This window comes from Williamsia sp. Y853 (assembly GCF_056786495.1).
This window is the reverse complement of sequence record NZ_JBXCJC010000005.1, coordinates 161,582-181,640: the sequence shown is the minus strand read 5'-3', so window position 1 is coordinate 181,640 and position 20,059 is coordinate 161,582. Positions and strand designations below refer to the sequence as shown.

The window sequence follows — 20,059 nt, the reverse complement described above, 5'->3', positions numbered from 1 at the left end:
TTTCCTATTGGGTTGTGTGACTGTCGCTACTGGCGATCAGTCGTCGGAGACGACCTTGAAGTCGGCAACCGGAGTGATCAGCTTGTTGTCGGCGTCGAACTCGAGAACACCATACGAACCGATCGACGGTTCACCGGCGGTCACGAATGCCAATTCACCTGTGACACCGTCATAGTCGATGTCGGTACCGGCCTGGACCAGCGCCAGGCACTGTTCGTAGGTCGTGCACTTGGTGCCGTCCTTGGTCACGTTGTTGATCTCCGAAGCGATCGACTGACCGTTGGTCGACTTCGCGATCTCTGCCGCCAGGGCCGAGATCACCACTGCGTCATAGCTTTCACCGGCGTAGTTGAAGTCGATCAGACCGGGATCGACGGCCAGGAGTCGGGCTTCGAAGTCCGGGCCGACCTCGGTCAGCGGTGTGGTGCCCTTCATCCCCGCGAGGATTCCGGCGCCCACCGACTCACCCAGTGCGTTACCCATGTTGCCGTCGACACCGAAGACCAGCTTGTCCTTCGGTCCGATTCCAACCTCGTTCATACGGGTGAGGATCTTGGCGCTCTCCTCGAATCCGATGACGGCGATGCCGTCGGGATTGAAGTTCTTCACCTGGTCGACCTCAGCGTTGAACGACTGGGCGTTCGGGTCGTAGATGATCTTCTGGATCTGGTCGGACGGAATGCCGGCCGCTTCCAGGTCAGCGACCGTGTTGGAGGCGAGGCCGGTTCCGTACGGGTCGTTCATCGCCAGGATCGAGACGCGCTGCACACCACCTTCGGCGATGACCTGGGACAGGGCCTGGGCCTGCAGGGTGTCGGCCGGGGCCGTACGGAAGTACATGCCCTTGTCGGCGTAGCAGGTGAACTCGTCCGATGTGTTGGCCGGCGAGAACAAGACGGCGCCTGCGCTGGCGACCTTGTCAATGACCTTCAGCGACACCGACGATGACGCCGCACCGACGATCACCTGGGTGCCTGCCGCGAGCTGACGATCGACTGTGGCGCTTGCGGTGTCGGTGGTGGTGTCACCGGAGTCGCCGTTGACCTCCTCGACGGGCTTGTCGAGGACGCCGCCTGCAGCGTTGACGTCTTGGATGGCAAGTGCGACGCCCGCGAACTCAGGCGGTCCCAGGAATGCCAGGGAGCCGGTCGCAGGAAGCAGTGTGCCGATCTTCAAGGGGGCCGTGCTCACCGGTCCAGGCGAGGCCTGGGGGACGTTGTCGCCACAATCGGTGGTTGTGGTGGTCTCCGATCCGCTCGACGACGCCGCATCTGACGAGTCATCATCGCTACTACATCCGGCCAACGCCATGGCTGTTACAGCCAGCGCCACCGTTCCCCTCAAGAGATATCTATGAGCCATCAATATTCTCCTCGCGGTGCATCCACAAAGCGCGGCGCGCCATTGACGACGCATACGACCGACGCTTGCTGGGGTAAAGCTAGCGCCAACGTGTTGCCCGCGAGTAACGTTCGTGAAACTACAGCCTCTGGGAGCGCGCCGTGATCATTTCGAGACCTCGGCCAGTTTGCTTTGGCTTCAGCCACGCGAAAGACGTTCTCTACGAGATCAGCTCGGCTTGGTCCCCAGCGTTTCGATGACCACTTCGGCAACCGCCTTCATGGTTGTCCGGCGATCCATTGCCGCGCGCTGAATCCATTTGAAGGCTTCGGGCTCGGTGAAGGCGTGCGACTGCATCAAGATGCCCTTCGCCTTCTCCACCAGCTTGCGGATCTCGAGCCGCTCGGTCAGATCAGCGACGTCGCGCTCCAGGACATGGAGCTCGTTGTAGCGGCTGACCGCCACCTCGATCGTCGGCACCAGGTCAGCTTTCGTGAACGGCTTGACCAGGTATGCCATCGCACCGGCATCACGCGCCTTCTCGACGAACTCACGCTGACTGAACGCCGTCAGCATCACTACCGCCGCCAACCGCTTGCTGGCGATCTCCGCGGCGGCGTCGATGCCGTCGCGCACCGGCATCTTGACGTCCATGATCACCAGATCCGGGCGGAGCTCTTCGGTGAGGTCGACGGCCACCTGACCATTCGGGGCCTCCCCCACGACGTCGTAGCCCTCTTCCCGGAGCATCTCGATCAGATCCATCCGGATCAGAGAGTCATCTTCGGCAACCAGAACCCGGCACGTCGAGGTAACCGGCTCCCCGCCCTTGGCTGCAATCGCGTCCGTTGTCGCCATCAGTCCACCTCCACATTGAAAAATTGCCTGGTCACCACGCACGGACCAGCAGCAATACACGCTACTTCCCCCGCCACGATGTGACGCAACAGTACCGGTTTGGTTGGCGTGAGGCCTGTCCTCTAAAGTGACTTCTGCGACGAGCCCCCGTAGCCCAATTGGCAGAGGCAACGGATTCAAAACCCGTCCAGTGTCAGTTCGAGTCTGACCGGGGGCACAAAACCGCAGGTCATAGCGTTGCTTAGATCCGCTAAAGCTGCGGATACGCTGCGGGTACGCAGGAGTCGTAGCAAGCAACGCTTCCGATGCGGCCAGATTAGCGATTCAGCGAGCGGCCATACCTCGGGGCGAGTACACCTTCTGGGACGAACACGGCCAGGAAATTGCCTAGGCCGTAACCGATCTGGTGAGCGGCAAACCTTGAGCGCCGTGACCCGCCTGCCAACGCCACTCAGCACGGATCGACCCCGCCCCGCGCCCATCTCGCCACTGAACGGATTTCTCACGGGCAAAGTTGCCCGTGTGCCGAAAGCCGAGGTCCGCCAACATGACGGACACTGGTCACCAACCGCCTCCAAATCAGCCCTCGACAGGTCCGTGAGACCGAGAAAGCAACCAAGTACACCCAACACCAGCCGCCTAATCCCCTGGCGCACGCGGAGCAACGATCACCATCCGGCGAACCACCAGAGGATGCAACTGAGGCAACAAGCACACCAGAATGCGACTTCAAACCGATTCGAGGCAGTCCCGACCGGACGGGAACTCTAGCTTCCGGGGCGAGGTGGGGTATCTTATCGGCGTACCCGATTGCCGCACAACATATTTCGTCACCAATGACGAAATGTTCGGGAGTCCGCGAGAGTTGATGGCACGCAGAGGCCGCCTGACAATCAGATTCCCATCCGGGTACACATCGACGGGCCTTATGGCACGGCCTGCGTGACGTTCTCTGTAGAGGCGACAGTAAGTTGGCGAAGCTCCTGCAGCCCTTTGATGGTGCTCACACCGCATCTGTCCAGAGGTTCGCGTGGGACTAGGCCAAGCCCATCGACATTGATCAACCACACTTCGGGCCCGCGCCTGGCTGCAGCTGTGCACGAATCGTCGGGACGCTGGTCCCGTCCGGCGAATGCCTAGAGTGCGGCTGCGAAGTCGCCGCGGTACCGCGTTGCGGTGTAGGGCCCGGACGCGTGCCGGGGCGGTCCATTCTTCGCATCTGCGCACACGAGGGCCTCGACAGGAACAAAATTCCTCGGCACCTGGACAGGTACAGGCGCTGGATTGCCTGCACACACAGGCGACGCTAATGCTACCGGCGTCATCTGAGGTGGTGGATCAACATCTTCCGAACACCCGACGACAGAAGCTAACGCAGCAACCCCACACAAAACCGCCACAACATGTTTCAACACCTTCCGGGGAAAAGGTCCTCGCTCCGTCACCATGCGCCCGCCCTTCCGCCCCAGCCGCATTCCACGCAGCGATTCGTACCAGCCTAACGAACTGGATTCATGACGGGGTGGTACAGGCAACGGTGTGGCTCGCACGCTCCCCCAATCCTTCTGCGGTATACGCGATACCGGCATTGTTAAACTGAGCGACCCAGCTCAATACCGAGGGACCGGCTGGAGCGTGTGCCTCATCAGCAATACGCAGAATCGGAGAGCAGGATCACTGCAAGGCTGGTTCTACACCAAATCGCGCGAGATCAACGGGGACCGCTTCCTCGTACGCGCCAACTAAAGAAGGACACCGACACCTAGTGGCTATAAAACGAATGCGCGTCACTCAGCCCCAGTACGTCGCGCTGCGAGCTCTGCCTGATGGGTGGCAGCCCGGACAGCTGCTGACGGTCGGAGGGGCCTCGAAACGAGACACCACACCGTATGAGGGGTACCCACCTGACCATCCAATCTGGCAGCAACTGCCCGAACAAGGCACGCGGTACCTGGTGATCGTGATCGGGGACGAGCCCGATGAAGTCAACATCGAAGTCACAACCCACCAGACCGCACCACCCCTCGACCTCGACAGCTGGGACAGCATCGAAGAAGCCGGCGCCGAGTTCGAGCCAGATGCCATAGAAGCCAACAACCTCCTCGACATCGACTTCACCGAAGAACTACGCGACGTCCTCACCACGGTCCCCGCCGGCTGGAACATGGTCCGTGCCAGCAAACGCCGCATAACCCAACCGCCCAGCGTCGACGTCCACATCGACATATGGCCCATCGACGGCCCCGCGGACCTGAACCGCATCAAACATCAACCCAACCCCCGCCGATCCCGAAAGGCCCAAACATCAGGCGTCGACGCCGAAACGCACTGGTGGCGCATCACTGGCATTCTCCAACGCGCCGGTGCAGCCACGCCCCTGGACTCTTCCCCCAATCCTCGACGCCAGAACCCCGGACACGTCCAAGACATCGCTGCGAGCACCGGTCAAGACTGGCCGCAAGAACTCACCCAGTGGTTCACGACCCTCAGCGGCTACCCCGACGATCGATGGACCACCCTGTTCCCTAGCTACGACCTCCTGACCGCAGAACAGTCACTGCACAGCCGGAACACCTCCGTGGCGGCGATGTGCCCCAGCGATATTGACTACCCCTCCACTGCTGGCGAACCCGCCTACATCTTCATCCCCGAGTACATACCCATCGGCGAACGCGACGGCTACTCGCTCGTCTGTGACACACGTCCCGGACCGCGCCACGGCATCATCCTCGCGTTCGACAAAGTCGACGCCGACGACGACGCCACCACGTGGAAGAGCATGTCCCACTTCCTCGGCGACCTCGCAGACGCACTAGAGGACCGCCAACCCTTCCTGGGCTACAAACCCGAGTTCCCCAACAACACGCTGACATGGACCTACAACCGTCGCTGAACTGCCCCAGGCCCACTGGGTTCACGCACGAGCAGCCGGGCGCACCAGGGAGTGAATGAGTTTAACGGCGCTCATCTTCTCTACTCACCTAATTCTCCTAATCTCTCACGACGAACCACTCTTGCTGCGGCACAACGTCGCTGCCCGTAGCCAACAACAGTCAAGACAGCCCCTACCGCGGCAACCACGATGACCGACCACAGCCCTAGACCGGTTGGCCAGTTGCCCTCGGTGGGGCTACATGAGTTCCCATCACAAGCGAGGCCGCTAGCGGGATGCTGGAACTGCCCCACAACTCCAATCATCACCACCGCTAAAGCCACCAAACAGAGACCTAACCTAAAGACTCTGCGGCCCGCTCTACCTGCTGGATGTCCGACCATTAACCACCGTATCCCTACCAGCCAAACTTGATGTGGTCACCAAGCTGCCCGCAACGGCGCTCGTCTGCGGCGAGGCCCCCTTTACGGTCCGGTCCTTTCCACCGCCGAAGCGATCCTCGCCCATTCCGGCATCGAAGCCGTCCACCTCCTACACACCGGGCGCCTCGACATCAACGCCGACACCCTCAACCCACCTCGGAGCACCACCCTGCCTAGCTGAACGTAATACCCTGCTATCGACTGCCAGCTAAGACGAGTAGACGCATTGTGCGACAACCACTTTGCCGACATACGTAACACATGGGGCTCTATCGGCTGCTAAGCCGTCCAGCCCAAGGTATGTGCGAGGTCAGTGATCTCGCGGTCGATGTCGGAACGGGTTTCCGGTTCTCTCTGCCACCGTCCCGTCATATCACCGACAGCGTAGATCGCGGCGATGAGCGGGCCGCCGGCTTCGGTAACGTCGCCGCCAAAGCTACCTGCGTTGCTGTTCCAGATGTGTCCGCCGATCGCGGGGTGAACGAAGCCGTCTGCGATACGTGCCGACCACATGCGGCTGCACAGGCGACTACCCGCTGCCGCCAGCCCGTCACCAAGATCGCCACCAAGACTCAAATACAGCTCATCGCGAAGCTGGGCCTCCTCATCAGGTAGATCTATAGCCCCGGGGACCTGCTGACCAGGCCGCCACCGGGAGACGATGCGGTCGACGTGTTCGGTGGCGTTTGGCGGAACAAGGGGCACTGGCTCACCAATGGCGGCCGCATCTTCCTGGTGCGCTGCCTTGAAATGCTCGCAAGCGTACGAGAATGAGTTCGCGGCGGCCTCATCCATCGCCCAAAGGGTGGCTTCAAAAATGAAGCTATCGAACCAGTCCAGCCAGATTGGCGTACGCCGACGCAGAGCCTCAGCATCCGAGGGAGCCACAAAGTTCGAGAACTGCGCGAGGACTTTTCGCTCAACATCCAGGATGTACATCACGCACAGACTATCCGCGGTCGGAAGAAAAACTCACTCTCGTAGTCGTCCAGGGCACCTGGTTACCGCATTCGCGCGGACCGAGACGCCCCGCGGGAGGGCGTGCGGGTGGTCACCGGCGACGTGTTCGACTCGGATGCGTTGGGCAAGGCGATGATCGGGCAGGAGACGGTCGTCACGACGCTCGGCATCTCGGACGACCCATTCGGGGTTCGGCTGCGGCGGCGGGCGAAGACGCCGCTCGAAGTCCGCCCTGCGGGCACCTCACCGGCGATGGAAGCGATGCGGGAAAACGAGGTTCGGCGTTTGGTGGTGCTGACCACCTACGGTCTCGGCGACACCTTTGCAAACCTGTCCACGTTCATGAAGGTCTTCTTCCGGGCCGTGCTGGGACCGCAGATCGCCGACGGCGAGCGGCAGGAAGAACTCACCCGAACCAGCGGATTCGACTGGACGCTGATTCGGCCGTTCTCGTTGCACGACGGCCACGAGGCCGAGGCGGCGCACTTCGACGTGCATGACGACATCCTCGGCGAGAGGGTATCGCGCAAGCAGGTTGGCCGGGTACATGCCGACCCCTCTCGCCTCCGGATTGGATCGGCGCCCCGGTGACCCTGTCGAATTAAACAGGGCCACAGGCGAATTGCCCAATGTCGCACGAACAGGCGATACCCTTCTCAGTATTGGAGGCATTAAATCCTGGATATGACATCCACCACGGTCGCATCATCCATTTCGTCGCCGTCACGCTTCCGGTCGTCTCAGGTCCTGATTCGGGCTGTTGCGTTGACCGCTGCTGCCGTCACTACGTTGGCGGGTTCGGCGCTGCTCGAGCCTGCCCTTGCGCAGGCGGCGCCGCGCGCGGTCACCGTTACTACCGGTGCCGGGCCGGTCAACGTTCGCGAAGGTGCCGGTACGAATACTCGGTTGCTGCGGACCATCCCGAACGGTTCGAAAGTCACGATTGTTTGCTTTGTGCGGGGGCAGACGTTTACCGGCGGGCCATTCCGGGTCAGCACCAATGTGTGGGACCGCCTCGACAGCGGTGGGTATATCACGGACGCGATGCTCGAAACCGGGTCGAACAATCCGGTGGTTCCGCAGTGCCCTCCGGCGCAGAGCAACCAGCCAGCCTCGTCAGGGTCGTTGCGGGTGCCGTGAACGGCAACCCAGCGATCAACCGCGGCTTCGGTGGTGCGGGCCACAACGGCATCGACTACGCCGCGGGAACGGGCACTCCCGTGTATGCCGCAGACGCGGGAACCGTGCATTTCGAAGGCTACGGTCAGAACAACACGTGGATGACGGACGTCGCCGGTATTTCTGTGCTGCTCAGGCACTCCGACAAGTTCACCGGGTACGCGCATTTGAGTCGTACGGTGATCAACAATGGCCAGCCGGTCTCCAAAGGCCAGTTGATCGGGTATTCGGGAGCGACCGGGCGGGTCACTGGTCCGCATCTGCATTTCGAAGTTCTGCCATTGAACCCGAACTTCCAGAACGGGTTCCACGGACGAATCGACCCTGCTCCGTTCCTACGGTAGGCCGCGAGGCGCCGCAACTGCGATCACTCTGATTCGCTGCGTGAGGGCCGGCGCCTTGGATGGCACCGGCCCGCCACGCTGCCGGACAACGAGAAGTTCGACAAAATGGTCGAACTCTCGATGACGCTTGGAAAAGGAAAAAACATCTTCGAGAACGCGGATACCACTGAGACATTCATGAAATCCTCGATCCGCGCGTACTGCCCACAGCATCAAGGTCTGATCACGTCCTGAAATGGACTAAGACGTCCCAGATGTCGATCCTCAGTGTTTAAGGCGAGACAGAATTCTGCCATCCCCTTTCTGTAACTTTCCGCGGCGGAACATGTCAAGGTGGTTTGACCATGTTCTGAAACTCGTGTCCGAAACTGGTGGTTCACAAGTTCGGATATTGACCAGTTATGGAAACCGATGCACGAGTGAGATTTTGGGGACCGTACCGGTATCGGCCAGAACGTGCCCTTGACCCCCGAGCGCGACACGCAGAACGCATGGACCGAATCGTCTACCACTGGCGACCGGGTATTCGTGTGAGGGATGTAGTCGCATCGCCTCCTTGGCCCTGTTGTCCAATATTTTTAGCTTCCCTCCCCGGTGATAATCTTCCGACAACGTCAACCACGTCGGGAATAAGTACATCCCAGCCCACCGTGCAACTGGCTTCCCTGCCCTTGGGTACGGGGTTCACCCACTACACCCCTATCGAAGGACGGGCAGAGACATGACCGGCGAGGAAACACGGTACGAGGTCACTGAGATCAAGGCGATCCGGGGCACCGAGGCGAAAACGATCACAAGCAAGCAGCAGGAAGGCTGGGAACTGGTCACCCAACAGCAGGGCCGCCTGCGAACCACCATGACCTTCCGTCGACCAAAGCCAAAGACCCCCTGGCGATTGTGGGCCGCAGTCGGCGTGGCCGCTGTCATCCTGGCGGGCATCATCACCGTCGGGGCGCTGCTGGAAGGCGACAGCGACGCGTCCACGACCGACGCCGTGGCAGCCGCGAGCACTGAGCAACCCGCCCCGCAGCCTGCTCCCGAACCGGAAGCGGAACTTGCGGCCCCTGAAACCGCTGAGATACTCACCATCGACAACAACGAGGATCTCGCCCGGATCCTGCACGATGGGGACACGTGTGGCCAACCAGTCGCCGATTGGGCTACCGAATATGCAGGCCGGACCATTCAGTTCGACGGTCACATCGCTGCGATGGACAACCATGGCAGTTACAAAACACGCTACGACATCCTGATTGGTGCCAGAGATTTCGACGAAAGCGACGGCCGCGGGCCGAATTTCCAGTTTCGGGACGTCAACATCGTGTCTGATCTACGCCTCACCGGTCCGGACATCCCCGATACCCTGGGGGTCAAAGACACCCTTCGTGTCACCGCAGTCGTGAAAGAATTCGCGGAGAGAACCTGTCTTCTCCAACTTGACCCAGTCTCCACCGAGATCCGATAGAAACCACCCCGTCGCTGACACTCGAGGGGAGGCCTCCACTCGTGGGGAGACCACCTCATCAAGGTCCAAGGACGCTGCCGCTGACCACCAGCCGACGCCTGCGAATAAGTTGGCTCGTCTACGCGCGGAGAACCTGCGATTACAGGCCGAGACTCACAAGCTGACCACCGAGCGCGACACCATACGCAAGGCGGACAAGTGTCATTGAGATTGAGATGACACCTTGCCTGTACTGTCAGCGGTCACATTATTCCGACCGGGTCGCTGTGGCTGCCGGTCAAGATGTAGCGCTCAAGGTTACGGAACCCCACGCGATGCCCCTCGAGTCGCGCTTTCTGCCGACCGGTACACAGCTTCTCGTGGAGGCTTGCCGATTCGAAACCAAACCGCTGAGCGTCCTCCTGCGGGTTTGGTTGTGCGTTTTGACCATCGTCATAACGGACGGCGCTCATTGAAAATGCCACGTCTCGCTACCAGTTATTCCTGTCGAGCGATACTGGCGCCGGTACGCAGAGGGTACGCAGAGGGTACGCAGTAGCACCGAAACCGTCCATACTGGTTCAACGGCGCAAACACGAATACCACTCCTCCGCTGCATCATTCATAAACAGTCCACTGCGCCAACGATCTGCAAACATCCACGACCGCAGGTTTAAAACCCGTCCAGTGTCAGTTCGAGTCTGACCGGGGGCACCATTCGCGCAGGTCACAGCGTTGCATGCAAATGCATGGATATCCCGGTACGCAGTGGGTACGCAGGAGCTTCCACGGAAGGTCATCCCGACGTGCAAAATCGACCCCACATGAAAACCATCCCCAGTGTCACTGCAGACCACATCGCAAGTCGATTGGATCTCAATCTCTCACCTGCACAACGGACCTGATTCAACCGCGCAGAACAGACACCCAATTCCCCTCCGCTCACCCTGATCTGAAGCCGTGATCCAAGCGGTAACTGGACGGATTTTCGAAAAATCAACCGTTCGGTGGCGCGCGCACGCGCCCGAGGGGCCGGTCGCCAGAACCGGCGCATGACGATCAATACAAGCGGCGACCAACAGCGCCAACGGCACCACCATCGCGATCGCGGCCGGCGCATTTGTCCCCTCGTTTAACGCCCTCGAGGACACCTTGCTACTTACTACATGCCTTTCGCGGTCAGCGGTATCGGGATTGTCCGCCATCTTCTGTTCGGTCCTTCCGGCGACTGTCGCTGCTCCTCGGTTTCAATCAGCTGACCGTTCGGTTGCCGCTGCCATGAGACCCCCTTCTGATCGGTGAAGTAGATGGAAAGCTCGACATTGTCCCCTGCGAAATCGTCAGGTAGGGCGACTTCGTCCAGTGCCCAGTGCCCGGGACCAAGCGCGTCCACTAGGACGTCTACCGTACTGTCTGCACTATCTTTGATCGCCAGCACGAAAGCTACGCCGTAAATGACTCCCTCGGAGTTGTTAACCCCACCGATATTTGCCATATAGCGGGTAACCGTTCGGTCCGTCTCCTGCCGCTCAGCGTCGCTGATCTGTACCACTGGCCGCGTGACGCTCGAGGAATACCTCATCCAGCCTGCGATCTTCTCTGCCTGCTCGCGTCGCTCCTGCTTTCTCCGACGTAGCAATTCACCTAGGGCTACCGATAGTGCCACCACCACAGCGAAGAACGTCCCAATCGCCCCCACCCACGTGCCTACGTTTCCCCACACAATCGAATCTGGACAGAGCATGCCACTCATCCTGCCTCAGGGGAACGTAACTCGTTAATCCCCGCACCTACCGGAACAGCCGCAAAAAGCCCTAGCTGTCGACCAGCCCAGGAGAGTCGGTTTTGCGTCGGGTCAGTCCGGGCACCCTGGCCTTCGTCAGCGCTCCGCCCTCCCTATTCTCCTCATGCTCGGGAGCCGCCGAGACTGTCAGATTAAAGGTGGATCTGATCACCCTTCAGCGAGCACAAGCGCTGCGAGAAGGATTCAGAGGTGGCCCGGCGAGTTGGAAACCGGCGCTCACACCGCCGTTGTCTTCGCCGACAGCTACGCCCCCGGTACGCAGTAGAACCGAAACCGTCCAAACATCTCCAACACCGCAAACGCGAAGCACCCTCCCCCACTGCATCATTCGTAAACCCTCAACGCTGCCAACAATCAGCGAACATCCACGACGGCAAGTTCAAAACCCGTCCAGAGTCAGTTCGAGTCTGACCGGGGAACAAAACCGCAGGTCACAGCGGTGGTTAGACCTACTAACAGACCACGGGATGCAGTGGGTATGCAAAAGAGCTGGCGAATGACCGATTCGCGAAGCAAATCGTCCACTTCGCGGCACCTAACACCACCGGTCTCCCACACATCCTGGCGCCTCCAATCGCACTGATCTGTTCATGACACCCACGAACATTTTTGGCCCGCTCCCGGCCCGCCAGCTCCGACCGAAATAATGCACCCGGTCACGTTGAGCAAAACACTCTCAAGCGTGCGCCGACTTGACTGGTTGCGCTCCACGCGCTTTGAAGTAAGGCATACAGCTGGATGAGTTCTGGGGTCGGGTTTTCCACCGCATTTCGTGCCGCAGACAGGCTCAGCGTGCCACCAAGAACCAACCAGACCTCTCGCTCGGCGCTGGGGTTTCTGATGACAGATCGAGCGTGCGCCCACATCGCTTGGCCACCATCGAACTCGCCAACACGTTGCCGGTTGACGATCTGTTCAACGTTGCACCCTTTCTCTGTGAGCTTCCAAGGTTTATTCCAGTCGGTCATCGCCGCCGCTGGCACGTCGTTGTTCAGAGGTTGCAGCCAGAGCAGGTTCTTGGTGGCCTGCGAAACGACCTCATGTAGTTTCGATGGCGCCAGCAGACTTCCTTTTGCCGCCTTGGCATGGATGAAGGCAATCCGATTCGATTGGACTGCAATGAAGTCCGCGATCTCATGCCCGAGGTCTGCGCAGAGGATCAAATCCGGCTTGTCGAAGTATTGCGCCATCGCAGCACTCGGTTCGCTGTTGGTTCCGGGCTTGCCGATGTTGTCGATAAGGCTGAAAACCGAACCTGCTTCCCACTCATTTCCGGCACGTCGGTTCCCCTTTTCGCTCTGTGCGCTGTCCAGCGCGGCCATCGGAGTCAGCGCATCAAGTAGCCAGAAGCGGTCTTCGGCGGTGTCCGGTCGGATGGGCTGAGCGAAGTGGCCATTTGCGTATAAAAACCCTTCGCTTGCGGGGACGATACGGAAACGTTGCTCTGCGTTGATAACCGAGATCAGTTCTCGTCCGGGAGCCACCCGTTCGCGGTAGTTCAGCTTGGCGAGTTCTGGACATCGAAATTCATAGCGCTGGCGTTCAGAATCCCAAGAAAGGTTGAACGTGAGGTCCTGCTGGTCGATCCTGATAGTGCCGACACAGTTATCAACATCACTCGAGTAATCGTCCAGAACGAGCCCGTGACGTGCGACGCCGTCTCCAGGACAATCGAAGTCATCGGCAACGACATCGAGGAGCAAGTGCAGTGGAGTCTTGTCGGATGGGCTCGTCGACGTGTCGGCGTAGCGGCGGAAGCTATCAGCAGGGACCTCTCTGCTTTCCAGCTGTCTACTGATCGAATCTGACCAGCTGGCGAACGCAGTGAACGTGTTGGTGCTGTCTTGCATATCGCGCAGGCGCGATCGGCTGATACCCACGTACCGTCGAAACCGGTCCTGGTCTCCTGCTGCGGGCGGATAGCCTTGCGCGACTGAACACACATAGGCGTAGTCGGTGAGCTCTGGTGCCACCTCGTCAAGCGCGGCGGCGCGGATCGTACGACTTCGAATCGATTGCCGTCCCAGATCAGTATTGTCCAGCGAAACCGTCGTCAGCCTAGAGTTTTTAGACAGAAGTAGTGAGAGACGTTTGGGTGATTCGAGTGGCAGGGATCTTAGGACCTCTGGCGTGCGCCCTTCGGTATCGAACACAAAAAGATGCGGTCCAGACCGGCGCAGCACTGTGAAGCCGAACCGCGTCTCGACAAAAGTGGCAGTACGGAGGAAAGACGAGTTTGCGACAGCGACGAATGGGATGATCACGGTGTCGTCGGCGGGATGCTGCCGCAGTTGAACTTCCCGGTCCGAGCGGCTCCACTCTGATTCGACATCATCAGCGATCTTCGACAGGTCTAGCCCCGAGTCGGGGCGGAAGATCCGTGCGGCGAGCGGAAACTTGAAGTGCCGCCATGCATCTTCGGCTGCCAACTCGAGCGCTACCCGGAACTTACCGTCGTAGTAGGTCGATGTCGGTGCGGCAGAGATGAGTTCATCGACAAGTTCTTTGCGTGTGGCAATGCCCTCACCAGCGCTACTGTCGAACTCACGATAGTTCTCCCATACCTCCGCGACGTTGAAGTCACTACGATGCGCAACCCACGCTGTCGCATCGGCAGGAGACTTGGTCGGGTTCCTGAGGACACGCCCAATCTGTTGGACTACCCCGCGGTCGTTGCCCATCCCGTCATAGAAGGCAAGGATACGAAAGTTCGGGTCATCAAGTCCCTCAACCAATTTGGACTGGTGGATCCAAACTTCGTCTGCAGTGTTGTCAGGGTTGGGAACGTTACGGTACAGGCCTACTGCGACATCGGTGCGGAACGTCTCGTGGATCCCGATTGCCGACTTTCCGTAGCGGGAGGACCGCAGTATCCCTACGAGATCGCGGATCTGGCTCGCTTGGCTACATCGAACAATCGCACGCGTATTGCAGTGCAGGAGCGTCTTTTCCTCGAATAGCTGGACAAATTCGGCCGCGAATTTCTCGATGTCGCTGCCCGAGAACTCGATGAATTCGGGAGTACGAAGGAAACCGTCGCGGACAGCGTGCGACAGCGGATACCGATATTGGGAATCTAGATCAACGCTGAAGTATTTGTGGTCGTTTCGATACGGCGTCGCTGTGAGCAGTACTGTCGGGCGGCCGATTGCGCGAATTGCCTGCGACCAGCGTGGTGCGGGCTCGTAGTGGCACTCATCGACGAAGACTGCTACGAATTCAGAGAACAGGTTCTCCATGTCAACATCTGCCGTACCCGGGCGGGTGTAGATCTTCAGAATTTTCGCGTTCGTTGTGACGAAAACACTCGGATTCTGCAACTGCCGCAGCGCATCAATTTCACGAGTTGCAGGTAAGTCCCGTGCTTCCGGAAACGATTTGGGGCGCTGCACCTCGAGCCGTTCCCAGATACGGAACTTGAGGTCGCGGGCGAGCTGATCCACGATTCCTCTCCACGGCGCCACGACCAGGACGTGTTTCCCATTCTTGGCCGCCTGACCTGCACCCAACTTGTTGATCGCGCCAGCGATGACCGCACTCTTGCCTGTGCCCGTGGGCATCGTGACGAGTGCGGATCGGCCGTCGTGACTGCGCTTCCTTAGATACATGTCGATGAGCGCGATTGCATCCCGCTGATGCTCCCAGAGCTGCGAATCAAGGTCTTCAAAAGGCACCCGCCAATTTAGCGCCTCCGAACGGCGATTCCCAAAACAACGCCCGAGCCTCGACTCGTGTCGGATCGCAATGTTGACGACACCCGCTGTTGTGCCGCGCCTTCTCGCCAGGGCGCGACGTCATGGACAGGGTGCGCTTGTAGTCGCGGGGTCTAGTTGCCTGCACCGGTAGAGGGGTAGTCAGAACCAGCGAGTGCCTTTCGTTGAGCGCCAGAGGCCCGCTGCGTTGTGGAGGTGGCGCATTGACCACAGGAGAGTCAATGTCGGTTGGAGGTCTTAGCGTTTCACCGACAACAGATCGAGGGGTGTGCTCCCCGAGGGGTTAATGGACTCGCGGACGATCTCCTACTTGTCGATACGGCCCAGATCCTCTTCGGCAAGTAGGAAGTCGTGCGCGTCCCTATAGCGGGTCAGCCTGCTCATACGCAGGCTTCCGTGCGCGCTCTGATATGCCTGTGGCCGAGCACGTGTCTAAGAAACGTCAGCTGAGAACAGCGGGGAGGTGGGAAGGTGCTTAGGTGTGTAGCCGGCCCAGGTCGGCAAATTCCTCTACCGTCAGATACAGCGCGCGGCTAGACAACTTGCGACAAGATCTAGCCGTGACTCACATAACGAATGTTTTTGAACGCGCACTTGGAGCTCGTGTATCTGACTTTGCCAAGGGCGGCGCACTGGGGCGGCGAGAGATCGAAGCGGTACGTGAGTCCTACATAGAGTGGATATCCCAGCCCGACAGCTTTTCTCGAGGCCAGAACGAGTTGTGGCCACTCATCAGTCACCACGACGACGTCAACGGAGACGTAGTCCTTCGCAACTTTGTAGCTGGTGCAGAACACCGCCACAGGAAGGACGCCGCAGACGAGTTGAACATGCATCTCGTGGCGTGCAACGGTGTCGTCCTTGCGGACCCTCTCCGGCGAATTTTCTTTAATCTCAACGGCCAACCGGTCGCCTCGCCAGAAGGCGACCACATCCATCGCGTTGCTGCTCGGCTCGCTGACATCGAGCCGTTCATCAACGATGACATCGTTCACGTATCTCGAACACACCCACTACTCAACGATGAGAAGCGACAGGCCTGGATAGCACCGTTCAATCTCGGACAGAACCTTCGGGTAATCACTGATCTGATTGAAGAAGGCTACTTCCCCGACCCGTTGCAGCGTAATCAGGACGTTTACCCCCGAAAGGTCGAAGAGCTACTAGCCGCCTGCGGTATTCGGAATGGTGATATTCCCCCAACTCTCACACCGCTAGACAAGCTGATGGCATTCGCTCGGACGCTCATGGAGGTCTCCTGGCAACTCGCACACTCAGCAGAAACTGATGCTGACCTATATCTCACGAACGAACTCGAGCGTCGCATCTTTGAAGTATTAATCGAAGACTGCGAGGACGAGCTCGCCAGGCTTCGGCACTCCGCCGTCACAGGCATGCACCTTCAAATGCTTGCAACGGTCGGGTTGCCGCTCCTGGATGTCTCTCGCGTCAGTCCCGATGACATCGTCGATATTCGCTCCGGCGACGCTTTCAGCCAATGGCGCAACACCCTCAATGTCGCTCTCGACACCTATGCGATGCACGAGACACACGGATCGGACGTCAAGGCGAGAATGGCGTTCGGCAACCAGATGCGGGAGGCCCAGGACCAACTCCGAGCCGCAGTGAAAACCGACGCGTCCATTTCGAAGACATTCAAGAAGGGATTTGTTGGACTAGGCATCGGTGTAACCACTACGGGGTGGTTACAACTCGCGAATGACTCCCACACGATGGCAGCGGTGGCGGGAATCGGATCGCTTGGTTACTCGGCCCAGTTGATGTACGAGTACCTTACGGGCCGCACCAGCACGGACACCAAGGCTCATCTCCGGTACTTCGCCGCGTTCGATCTGTAGCTCCACGCTCCGACGAGGAGCCCGCCCGTTTCAAAAATGCGACGTGAGCATGGATGGCGTTGCGAGACCGAGGTCCTTCTGACACGAGGTGATTGCAACGCCGAGAATGCCGTTGCCGCTCCCGGCCACATGCCATCGCCAGTGATGATCATCATGCATCCAGGGAAGTGACATGTCGCGGTTGGTCAGCACCAAAGGCATGAGGGGAACAGAACGTTCATGCCGTGTGACTGTGATCGGTTGGGTGATGGCGGCCTTGATGGTGTTCTTTTCTTCAGTGCTGAACGCGTCCTTCAGCGTCGCGAAAAGTAGAAGAGAAACGATACCTTTGGCGTGCAGATCGCGCTGCAAGCTGACCAGATTGGCAACGTCATTCGCATCGATGCGGTTGCCTTTCTTCACCTCTCCAAGAACCACGATCCAGTATTCGTCATGGAGAATGGTCGCGATTGTCGACTTCGACCGGTTGTGCGTTCGGTCGTTTGATGGTCAAGCCGTACACATGGCTTGGCGGCAAACCGCGGGTGTGGGACAGCTGAGCCAGAACGGATGTAGCGGCGATGGCCGGCAAGAAGCCTTCAATATTCTCGGCAGATAGATGCGCAGCGCCATGAATTCTTAACCATGACAGGGTATTTCGCGCCTACGACCCGCTGCCGGTCACTGCCGGATCGGTGCATCCTGTTAAGCTCTCAACGAGTGCAGATTGGAGTCTAGGCCTCAGCCGTCGAGGCTGAGACTTCTTATCTGTGCGAGTAGGTCGACCTGCTGGCTGATCTTATTAGCAAGGTCCTCGCGGTCTGTGTCAGACAGTTGATCGAAACCTTCCACGCTCGAGATCATCTGCAACTGCTGGTTAGTTATCTGCCTCTGAACGCCGTACCTGTCAACGTCTTCTCTTTGGCCCTGAAACACGCCCCACAGGTTTGACATGACCCCGACAGCTCGAACGATGTACCCGAACATCGCCTCGATCGCAAGCGCGACCTCAAGTGGTGAGTTGTATGACACGCGTTTCACCTGGATAGAAGCCTCGATCTCGCCGGCCACTTCTTCGCGCAACTTGGCCAGGTGGTATGGAGGGAACCCATTCTCGTTGATCCGCTCGATGATCGCAGCGGTAATGAGAGCCTCATGGAGATCTCCCAGCAGGCGGTTGAAGTGCCCGAGTCCAACCTCATCAGCCAGGGGGATCACGGCGGTTGCGGTGATTACTCGCGATGCGCTAGCACTGGTCATGGCTTGATCTAAGCAGAGCACCCGCGATCCACGGCTCACTTGAAGTCCGTGTCTTAGCCCCGCTGACCTGACACCATCACCTCATGAACGACTGACACGCCGACTACCTTCGATCACGCATCTACACAGGTGATCAGATCTGCACAGGTCCCGCCCAGGGCCTGTTAGCCCACGTGTCTACGGGTGGTGGTTCAAAGAAGTCTCCGGAGACATAGCTACCGGAGCGTGTAAGACGCGCGAGCAGCATGGCAGGTTGGTCGGCCTTGCACGGCGAGATCCTCGAGTGCAGCAAACGAGATGAGGTCCCCCGGATTGTGGAGTGTGGTTACGCGGCCATAAGGTCCGCAATTAACGATGCCTCATTTTTGATCGGACTGAGCATCCCGTAACCACGCTCCACTATTCGGGGGGGGAATGTCACGTCGCCTTGGCACAACTTGCGCACGATCTGCTCCGCGGAGTGCCATTTCCGTCCAACCATGATGTCTATCGTCCTTCCAGCCTCAGGTCGGGGCGACAAGAAATTCCGAACTTCGCGAACTCATCTACTGGGGACACACCAGATGAGTCGCCCCAACCGGTTCGCTATGTAAATTTCAACCTGGGGGATGTGTTTGTCGTATACGCGGCGGGAATCAAGCCGAGCGGACCCATCTGGCGCTGTTGGCGCCTTCCGCGGACATGGGAACGAGTGCGCCTGACCGCATGCTTTAACAGCTCTCCATCCACCCCGTCTGGCACAGAATAGTCATCCTCTGGCAACGCATCATGGCGGTTAAGACTTCCAACCGCGAACTTGACCTGGCCCGCGCGGAAGAGGACGCCGTGATCTTTGGAGAAAAGTCCAGCCTCGGTAATGACCCAGCCGCTAGATAGCCATTCGTAGACCCGGCCCGCGAACCACGCGCCATCCGGTGTTGCTACGGAAACATCCATGGCCTCTTGGAGCGCCAGAGCGAGATTTCCGAACAGCACATTCGTCGAGATCATGTGGGACACGAACGTAAGTCGCTGCTGTTGCAGGGCATCGGAATGTTGAGCGAGCACATCGAATGCGGACATCTGTGGGTGCCATTCCACCGTATGGGCGAACTCCACGACGCGATCATCCGATCCTTGGTAGTCCAAGGTGAGGGAAAGCTGTGGTTGATCCCGGTCCAGCTCGTCCCAACTGCCGATGCTGACGAGGTGGACCGGGCCCCACCGGGCCGTGATTCGAGGGCCGTTGACTACATCTTTACCTGCAGGCACAACCAGGTCACCAGTCGCTAACGCGCCAACATCGTTCGCTGCTTCCAGCGCGCTGGCGACGGTGTCGAACGTTGGTTCTTCGGCAAGTTGTTTGAGTGCAGCGCTCCGGGCGGAATCTTGTTGCGCGGCCCGGTCATCGAGTGCCTCCTGAATCGCGTTGACCCGCGCAGTCAGTTTGTCGGTCGCTGCAGTGAACTCGCGGGCTCGCTCATCAACGACTGCTGAAGCGCTCCGAGTCGCCACATCCTGCACGCGTGTCACGAGCAACCTCTCGATTACCAAGAGCGCTGCTGCGAGCATAAGAGTGGTTCCTACGTTGATCACCACTGTTGCCAGAAGGATCTGCCAGGTGCCGAAACTCGGGCCAAAGATGGCCGGAAGGAAGCACACCGAGATGGCCAAAACTACCCCGGCAACGGTGACCGCTACAGCCGTGCCCGTGTGTATCCGCTTGCCAGCGGCGCTATCAGCTTCCAACGTCATCCCGCTTCCAAAAAGGTTTCGGTGCAATAAATCTCGTCCCGAACCAGCGACGAGTAGCCGGATCAAGATCGTGTTAGTTTACTGGAAACCATGCATATTCCCACCCGACGGACCGCGTCCGACCGGGGCGATCCGTCCTGTCAGGCGCGTCCGGCGAAGTGTCCGGGTCCCGGTTCCAGCTACGCTGCGCGGCCGAGCATCTTCGCTATGCGCCCGATCAGTACTACAGCAAGCAGTAGGTCTCCAACTCACTCGGCGCGTGCTCCCCG

Annotated in this window: 14 protein-coding genes and 1 tRNA gene; 7 read left to right on the top strand and 8 right to left on the bottom strand. The window is 59.3% G+C overall.

Annotation, left to right across the window (positions count from 1 at the left end; all coding sequences use genetic code 11):
- Positions 1–36: 36 nt before the first annotated feature.
- Complete coding sequence (locus AC1TPF_RS25385; protein ID WP_482145672.1) at positions 37–1,362, bottom strand: ABC transporter substrate-binding protein; 1,326 nt, start codon at positions 1,360–1,362, stop codon at positions 37–39.
- A 207-nt stretch (positions 1,363–1,569) separates the two neighbouring features.
- Positions 1,570–2,199: an ANTAR domain-containing response regulator gene (locus tag AC1TPF_RS25380; protein WP_482145671.1), complete on the bottom strand. Its 630-nt coding sequence runs from the start codon at positions 2,197–2,199 to the stop codon at positions 1,570–1,572.
- A gap of 143 nt (positions 2,200–2,342) precedes the next feature.
- Here AC1TPF_RS25380 and AC1TPF_RS25375 point away from each other — a divergent pair.
- Both AC1TPF_RS25375 and AC1TPF_RS25370 read left to right on the top strand, forming a co-directional pair.
- Positions 2,343–2,416 (top strand) — tRNA-Leu (locus tag AC1TPF_RS25375).
- Positions 2,417–3,979: 1,563 nt separating this feature from the next.
- Entirely contained in the window at positions 3,980–5,092 is a 1,113-nt protein-coding gene (locus tag AC1TPF_RS25370; RefSeq protein WP_482145670.1) for a hypothetical protein, read from the top strand.
- Between the two features lie 701 nt (positions 5,093–5,793).
- Here AC1TPF_RS25370 and AC1TPF_RS25365 read toward each other — a convergent pair.
- Positions 5,794–6,453: a hypothetical protein gene (locus tag AC1TPF_RS25365; RefSeq protein WP_482145669.1), complete on the bottom strand. Its 660-nt coding sequence runs from the start codon at positions 6,451–6,453 to the stop codon at positions 5,794–5,796.
- A gap of 102 nt (positions 6,454–6,555) precedes the next feature.
- On the opposite strand from AC1TPF_RS25365, the gene AC1TPF_RS25360 reads away from it, so the two are divergent.
- The 4 genes from AC1TPF_RS25360 to AC1TPF_RS25345 all read left to right on the top strand — a co-directional run bounded on the left by AC1TPF_RS25360 (position 6,556) and on the right by AC1TPF_RS25345 (position 9,462).
- Positions 6,556–7,065: an SDR family oxidoreductase gene (locus AC1TPF_RS25360; protein WP_482145668.1), complete on the top strand. Its 510-nt coding sequence runs from the start codon at positions 6,556–6,558 to the stop codon at positions 7,063–7,065.
- Between the two features lie 93 nt (positions 7,066–7,158).
- On the top strand, positions 7,159–7,614 hold the full coding sequence (locus AC1TPF_RS25355; protein ID WP_482145667.1) for a hypothetical protein: 456 nt from the start codon (positions 7,159–7,161) through the stop codon (positions 7,612–7,614).
- On the top strand, positions 7,611–7,997 hold the full coding sequence (locus AC1TPF_RS25350) for a M23 family metallopeptidase (protein WP_482145666.1): 387 nt from the start codon (positions 7,611–7,613) through the stop codon (positions 7,995–7,997). Before AC1TPF_RS25355 ends, AC1TPF_RS25350 begins: the two co-directional genes overlap by 4 nt.
- A 721-nt stretch (positions 7,998–8,718) precedes the next feature.
- A complete protein-coding gene (locus tag AC1TPF_RS25345; protein ID WP_482145665.1) occupies positions 8,719–9,462 on the top strand; it encodes a DUF4839 domain-containing protein in 744 nt (247 codons plus the stop codon).
- Positions 9,463–10,603: 1,141 nt separating this feature from the next.
- On the opposite strand, the gene AC1TPF_RS25340 is transcribed toward AC1TPF_RS25345, so the two are convergent.
- On the bottom strand, positions 10,604–11,194 hold the full coding sequence (locus AC1TPF_RS25340; protein ID WP_482145664.1) for a hypothetical protein: 591 nt from the start codon (positions 11,192–11,194) through the stop codon (positions 10,604–10,606).
- 707 nt (positions 11,195–11,901) lie between these two features.
- The gene (locus AC1TPF_RS25335) at positions 11,902–14,919 is read right to left on the bottom strand and encodes a DEAD/DEAH box helicase (RefSeq protein WP_482145663.1); all 3,018 of its coding nucleotides are present in this window, start codon (positions 14,917–14,919) and stop codon (positions 11,902–11,904) included.
- 599 nt (positions 14,920–15,518) lie between these two features.
- Here AC1TPF_RS25335 and AC1TPF_RS25330 point away from each other — a divergent pair.
- Positions 15,519–16,817: a hypothetical protein gene (locus AC1TPF_RS25330; RefSeq protein ID WP_482145662.1), complete on the top strand. Its 1,299-nt coding sequence runs from the start codon at positions 15,519–15,521 to the stop codon at positions 16,815–16,817.
- A gap of 30 nt (positions 16,818–16,847) precedes the next feature.
- On the opposite strand, the gene AC1TPF_RS25325 is transcribed toward AC1TPF_RS25330, so the two are convergent.
- The 3 genes from AC1TPF_RS25325 to AC1TPF_RS25315 form a co-directional block, all read right to left on the bottom strand.
- Positions 16,848–17,219 carry a hypothetical protein gene (locus AC1TPF_RS25325; protein ID WP_482145661.1) on the bottom strand — a complete coding sequence of 124 codons (372 nt, stop codon included), beginning with the start codon at positions 17,217–17,219 and terminating at the stop codon, positions 16,848–16,850.
- A 318-nt stretch (positions 17,220–17,537) separates the two neighbouring features.
- Positions 17,538–18,056 (bottom strand): hypothetical protein, encoded by a 519-nt coding sequence (locus AC1TPF_RS25320; protein ID WP_482145660.1) that lies wholly within the window; start codon positions 18,054–18,056, stop codon positions 17,538–17,540.
- Positions 18,057–18,641: 585 nt separating this feature from the next.
- The gene (locus AC1TPF_RS25315; RefSeq protein WP_482145659.1) at positions 18,642–19,790 is read right to left on the bottom strand and encodes a hypothetical protein; all 1,149 of its coding nucleotides are present in this window, start codon (positions 19,788–19,790) and stop codon (positions 18,642–18,644) included.
- Positions 19,791–20,059 lie beyond the last annotated feature (269 nt).

Coding starts and splice junctions, on each gene's coding strand:
- AC1TPF_RS25380 (WP_482145671.1), bottom strand. CDS start 2,199: ATGGCGACAACGGACGCGATTGCAGCCAAGGGCGGGGAGCCGGTTACC.
- AC1TPF_RS25385 (WP_482145672.1), bottom strand. CDS start 1,362: ATGGCTCATAGATATCTCTTGAGGGGAACGGTGGCGCTGGCTGTAACA.
- AC1TPF_RS25315 (WP_482145659.1), bottom strand. CDS start 19,790: ATGACGTTGGAAGCTGATAGCGCCGCTGGCAAGCGGATACACACGGGC.
- AC1TPF_RS25345 (WP_482145665.1), top strand. CDS start 8,719: ATGACCGGCGAGGAAACACGGTACGAGGTCACTGAGATCAAGGCGATC.
- AC1TPF_RS25370 (WP_482145670.1), top strand. CDS start 3,980: ATGCGCGTCACTCAGCCCCAGTACGTCGCGCTGCGAGCTCTGCCTGAT.
- AC1TPF_RS25320 (WP_482145660.1), bottom strand. CDS start 18,056: ATGACCAGTGCTAGCGCATCGCGAGTAATCACCGCAACCGCCGTGATC.
- AC1TPF_RS25355 (WP_482145667.1), top strand. CDS start 7,159: ATGACATCCACCACGGTCGCATCATCCATTTCGTCGCCGTCACGCTTC.
- AC1TPF_RS25340 (WP_482145664.1), bottom strand. CDS start 11,194: ATGAGTGGCATGCTCTGTCCAGATTCGATTGTGTGGGGAAACGTAGGC.
- AC1TPF_RS25365 (WP_482145669.1), bottom strand. CDS start 6,453: ATGTACATCCTGGATGTTGAGCGAAAAGTCCTCGCGCAGTTCTCGAAC.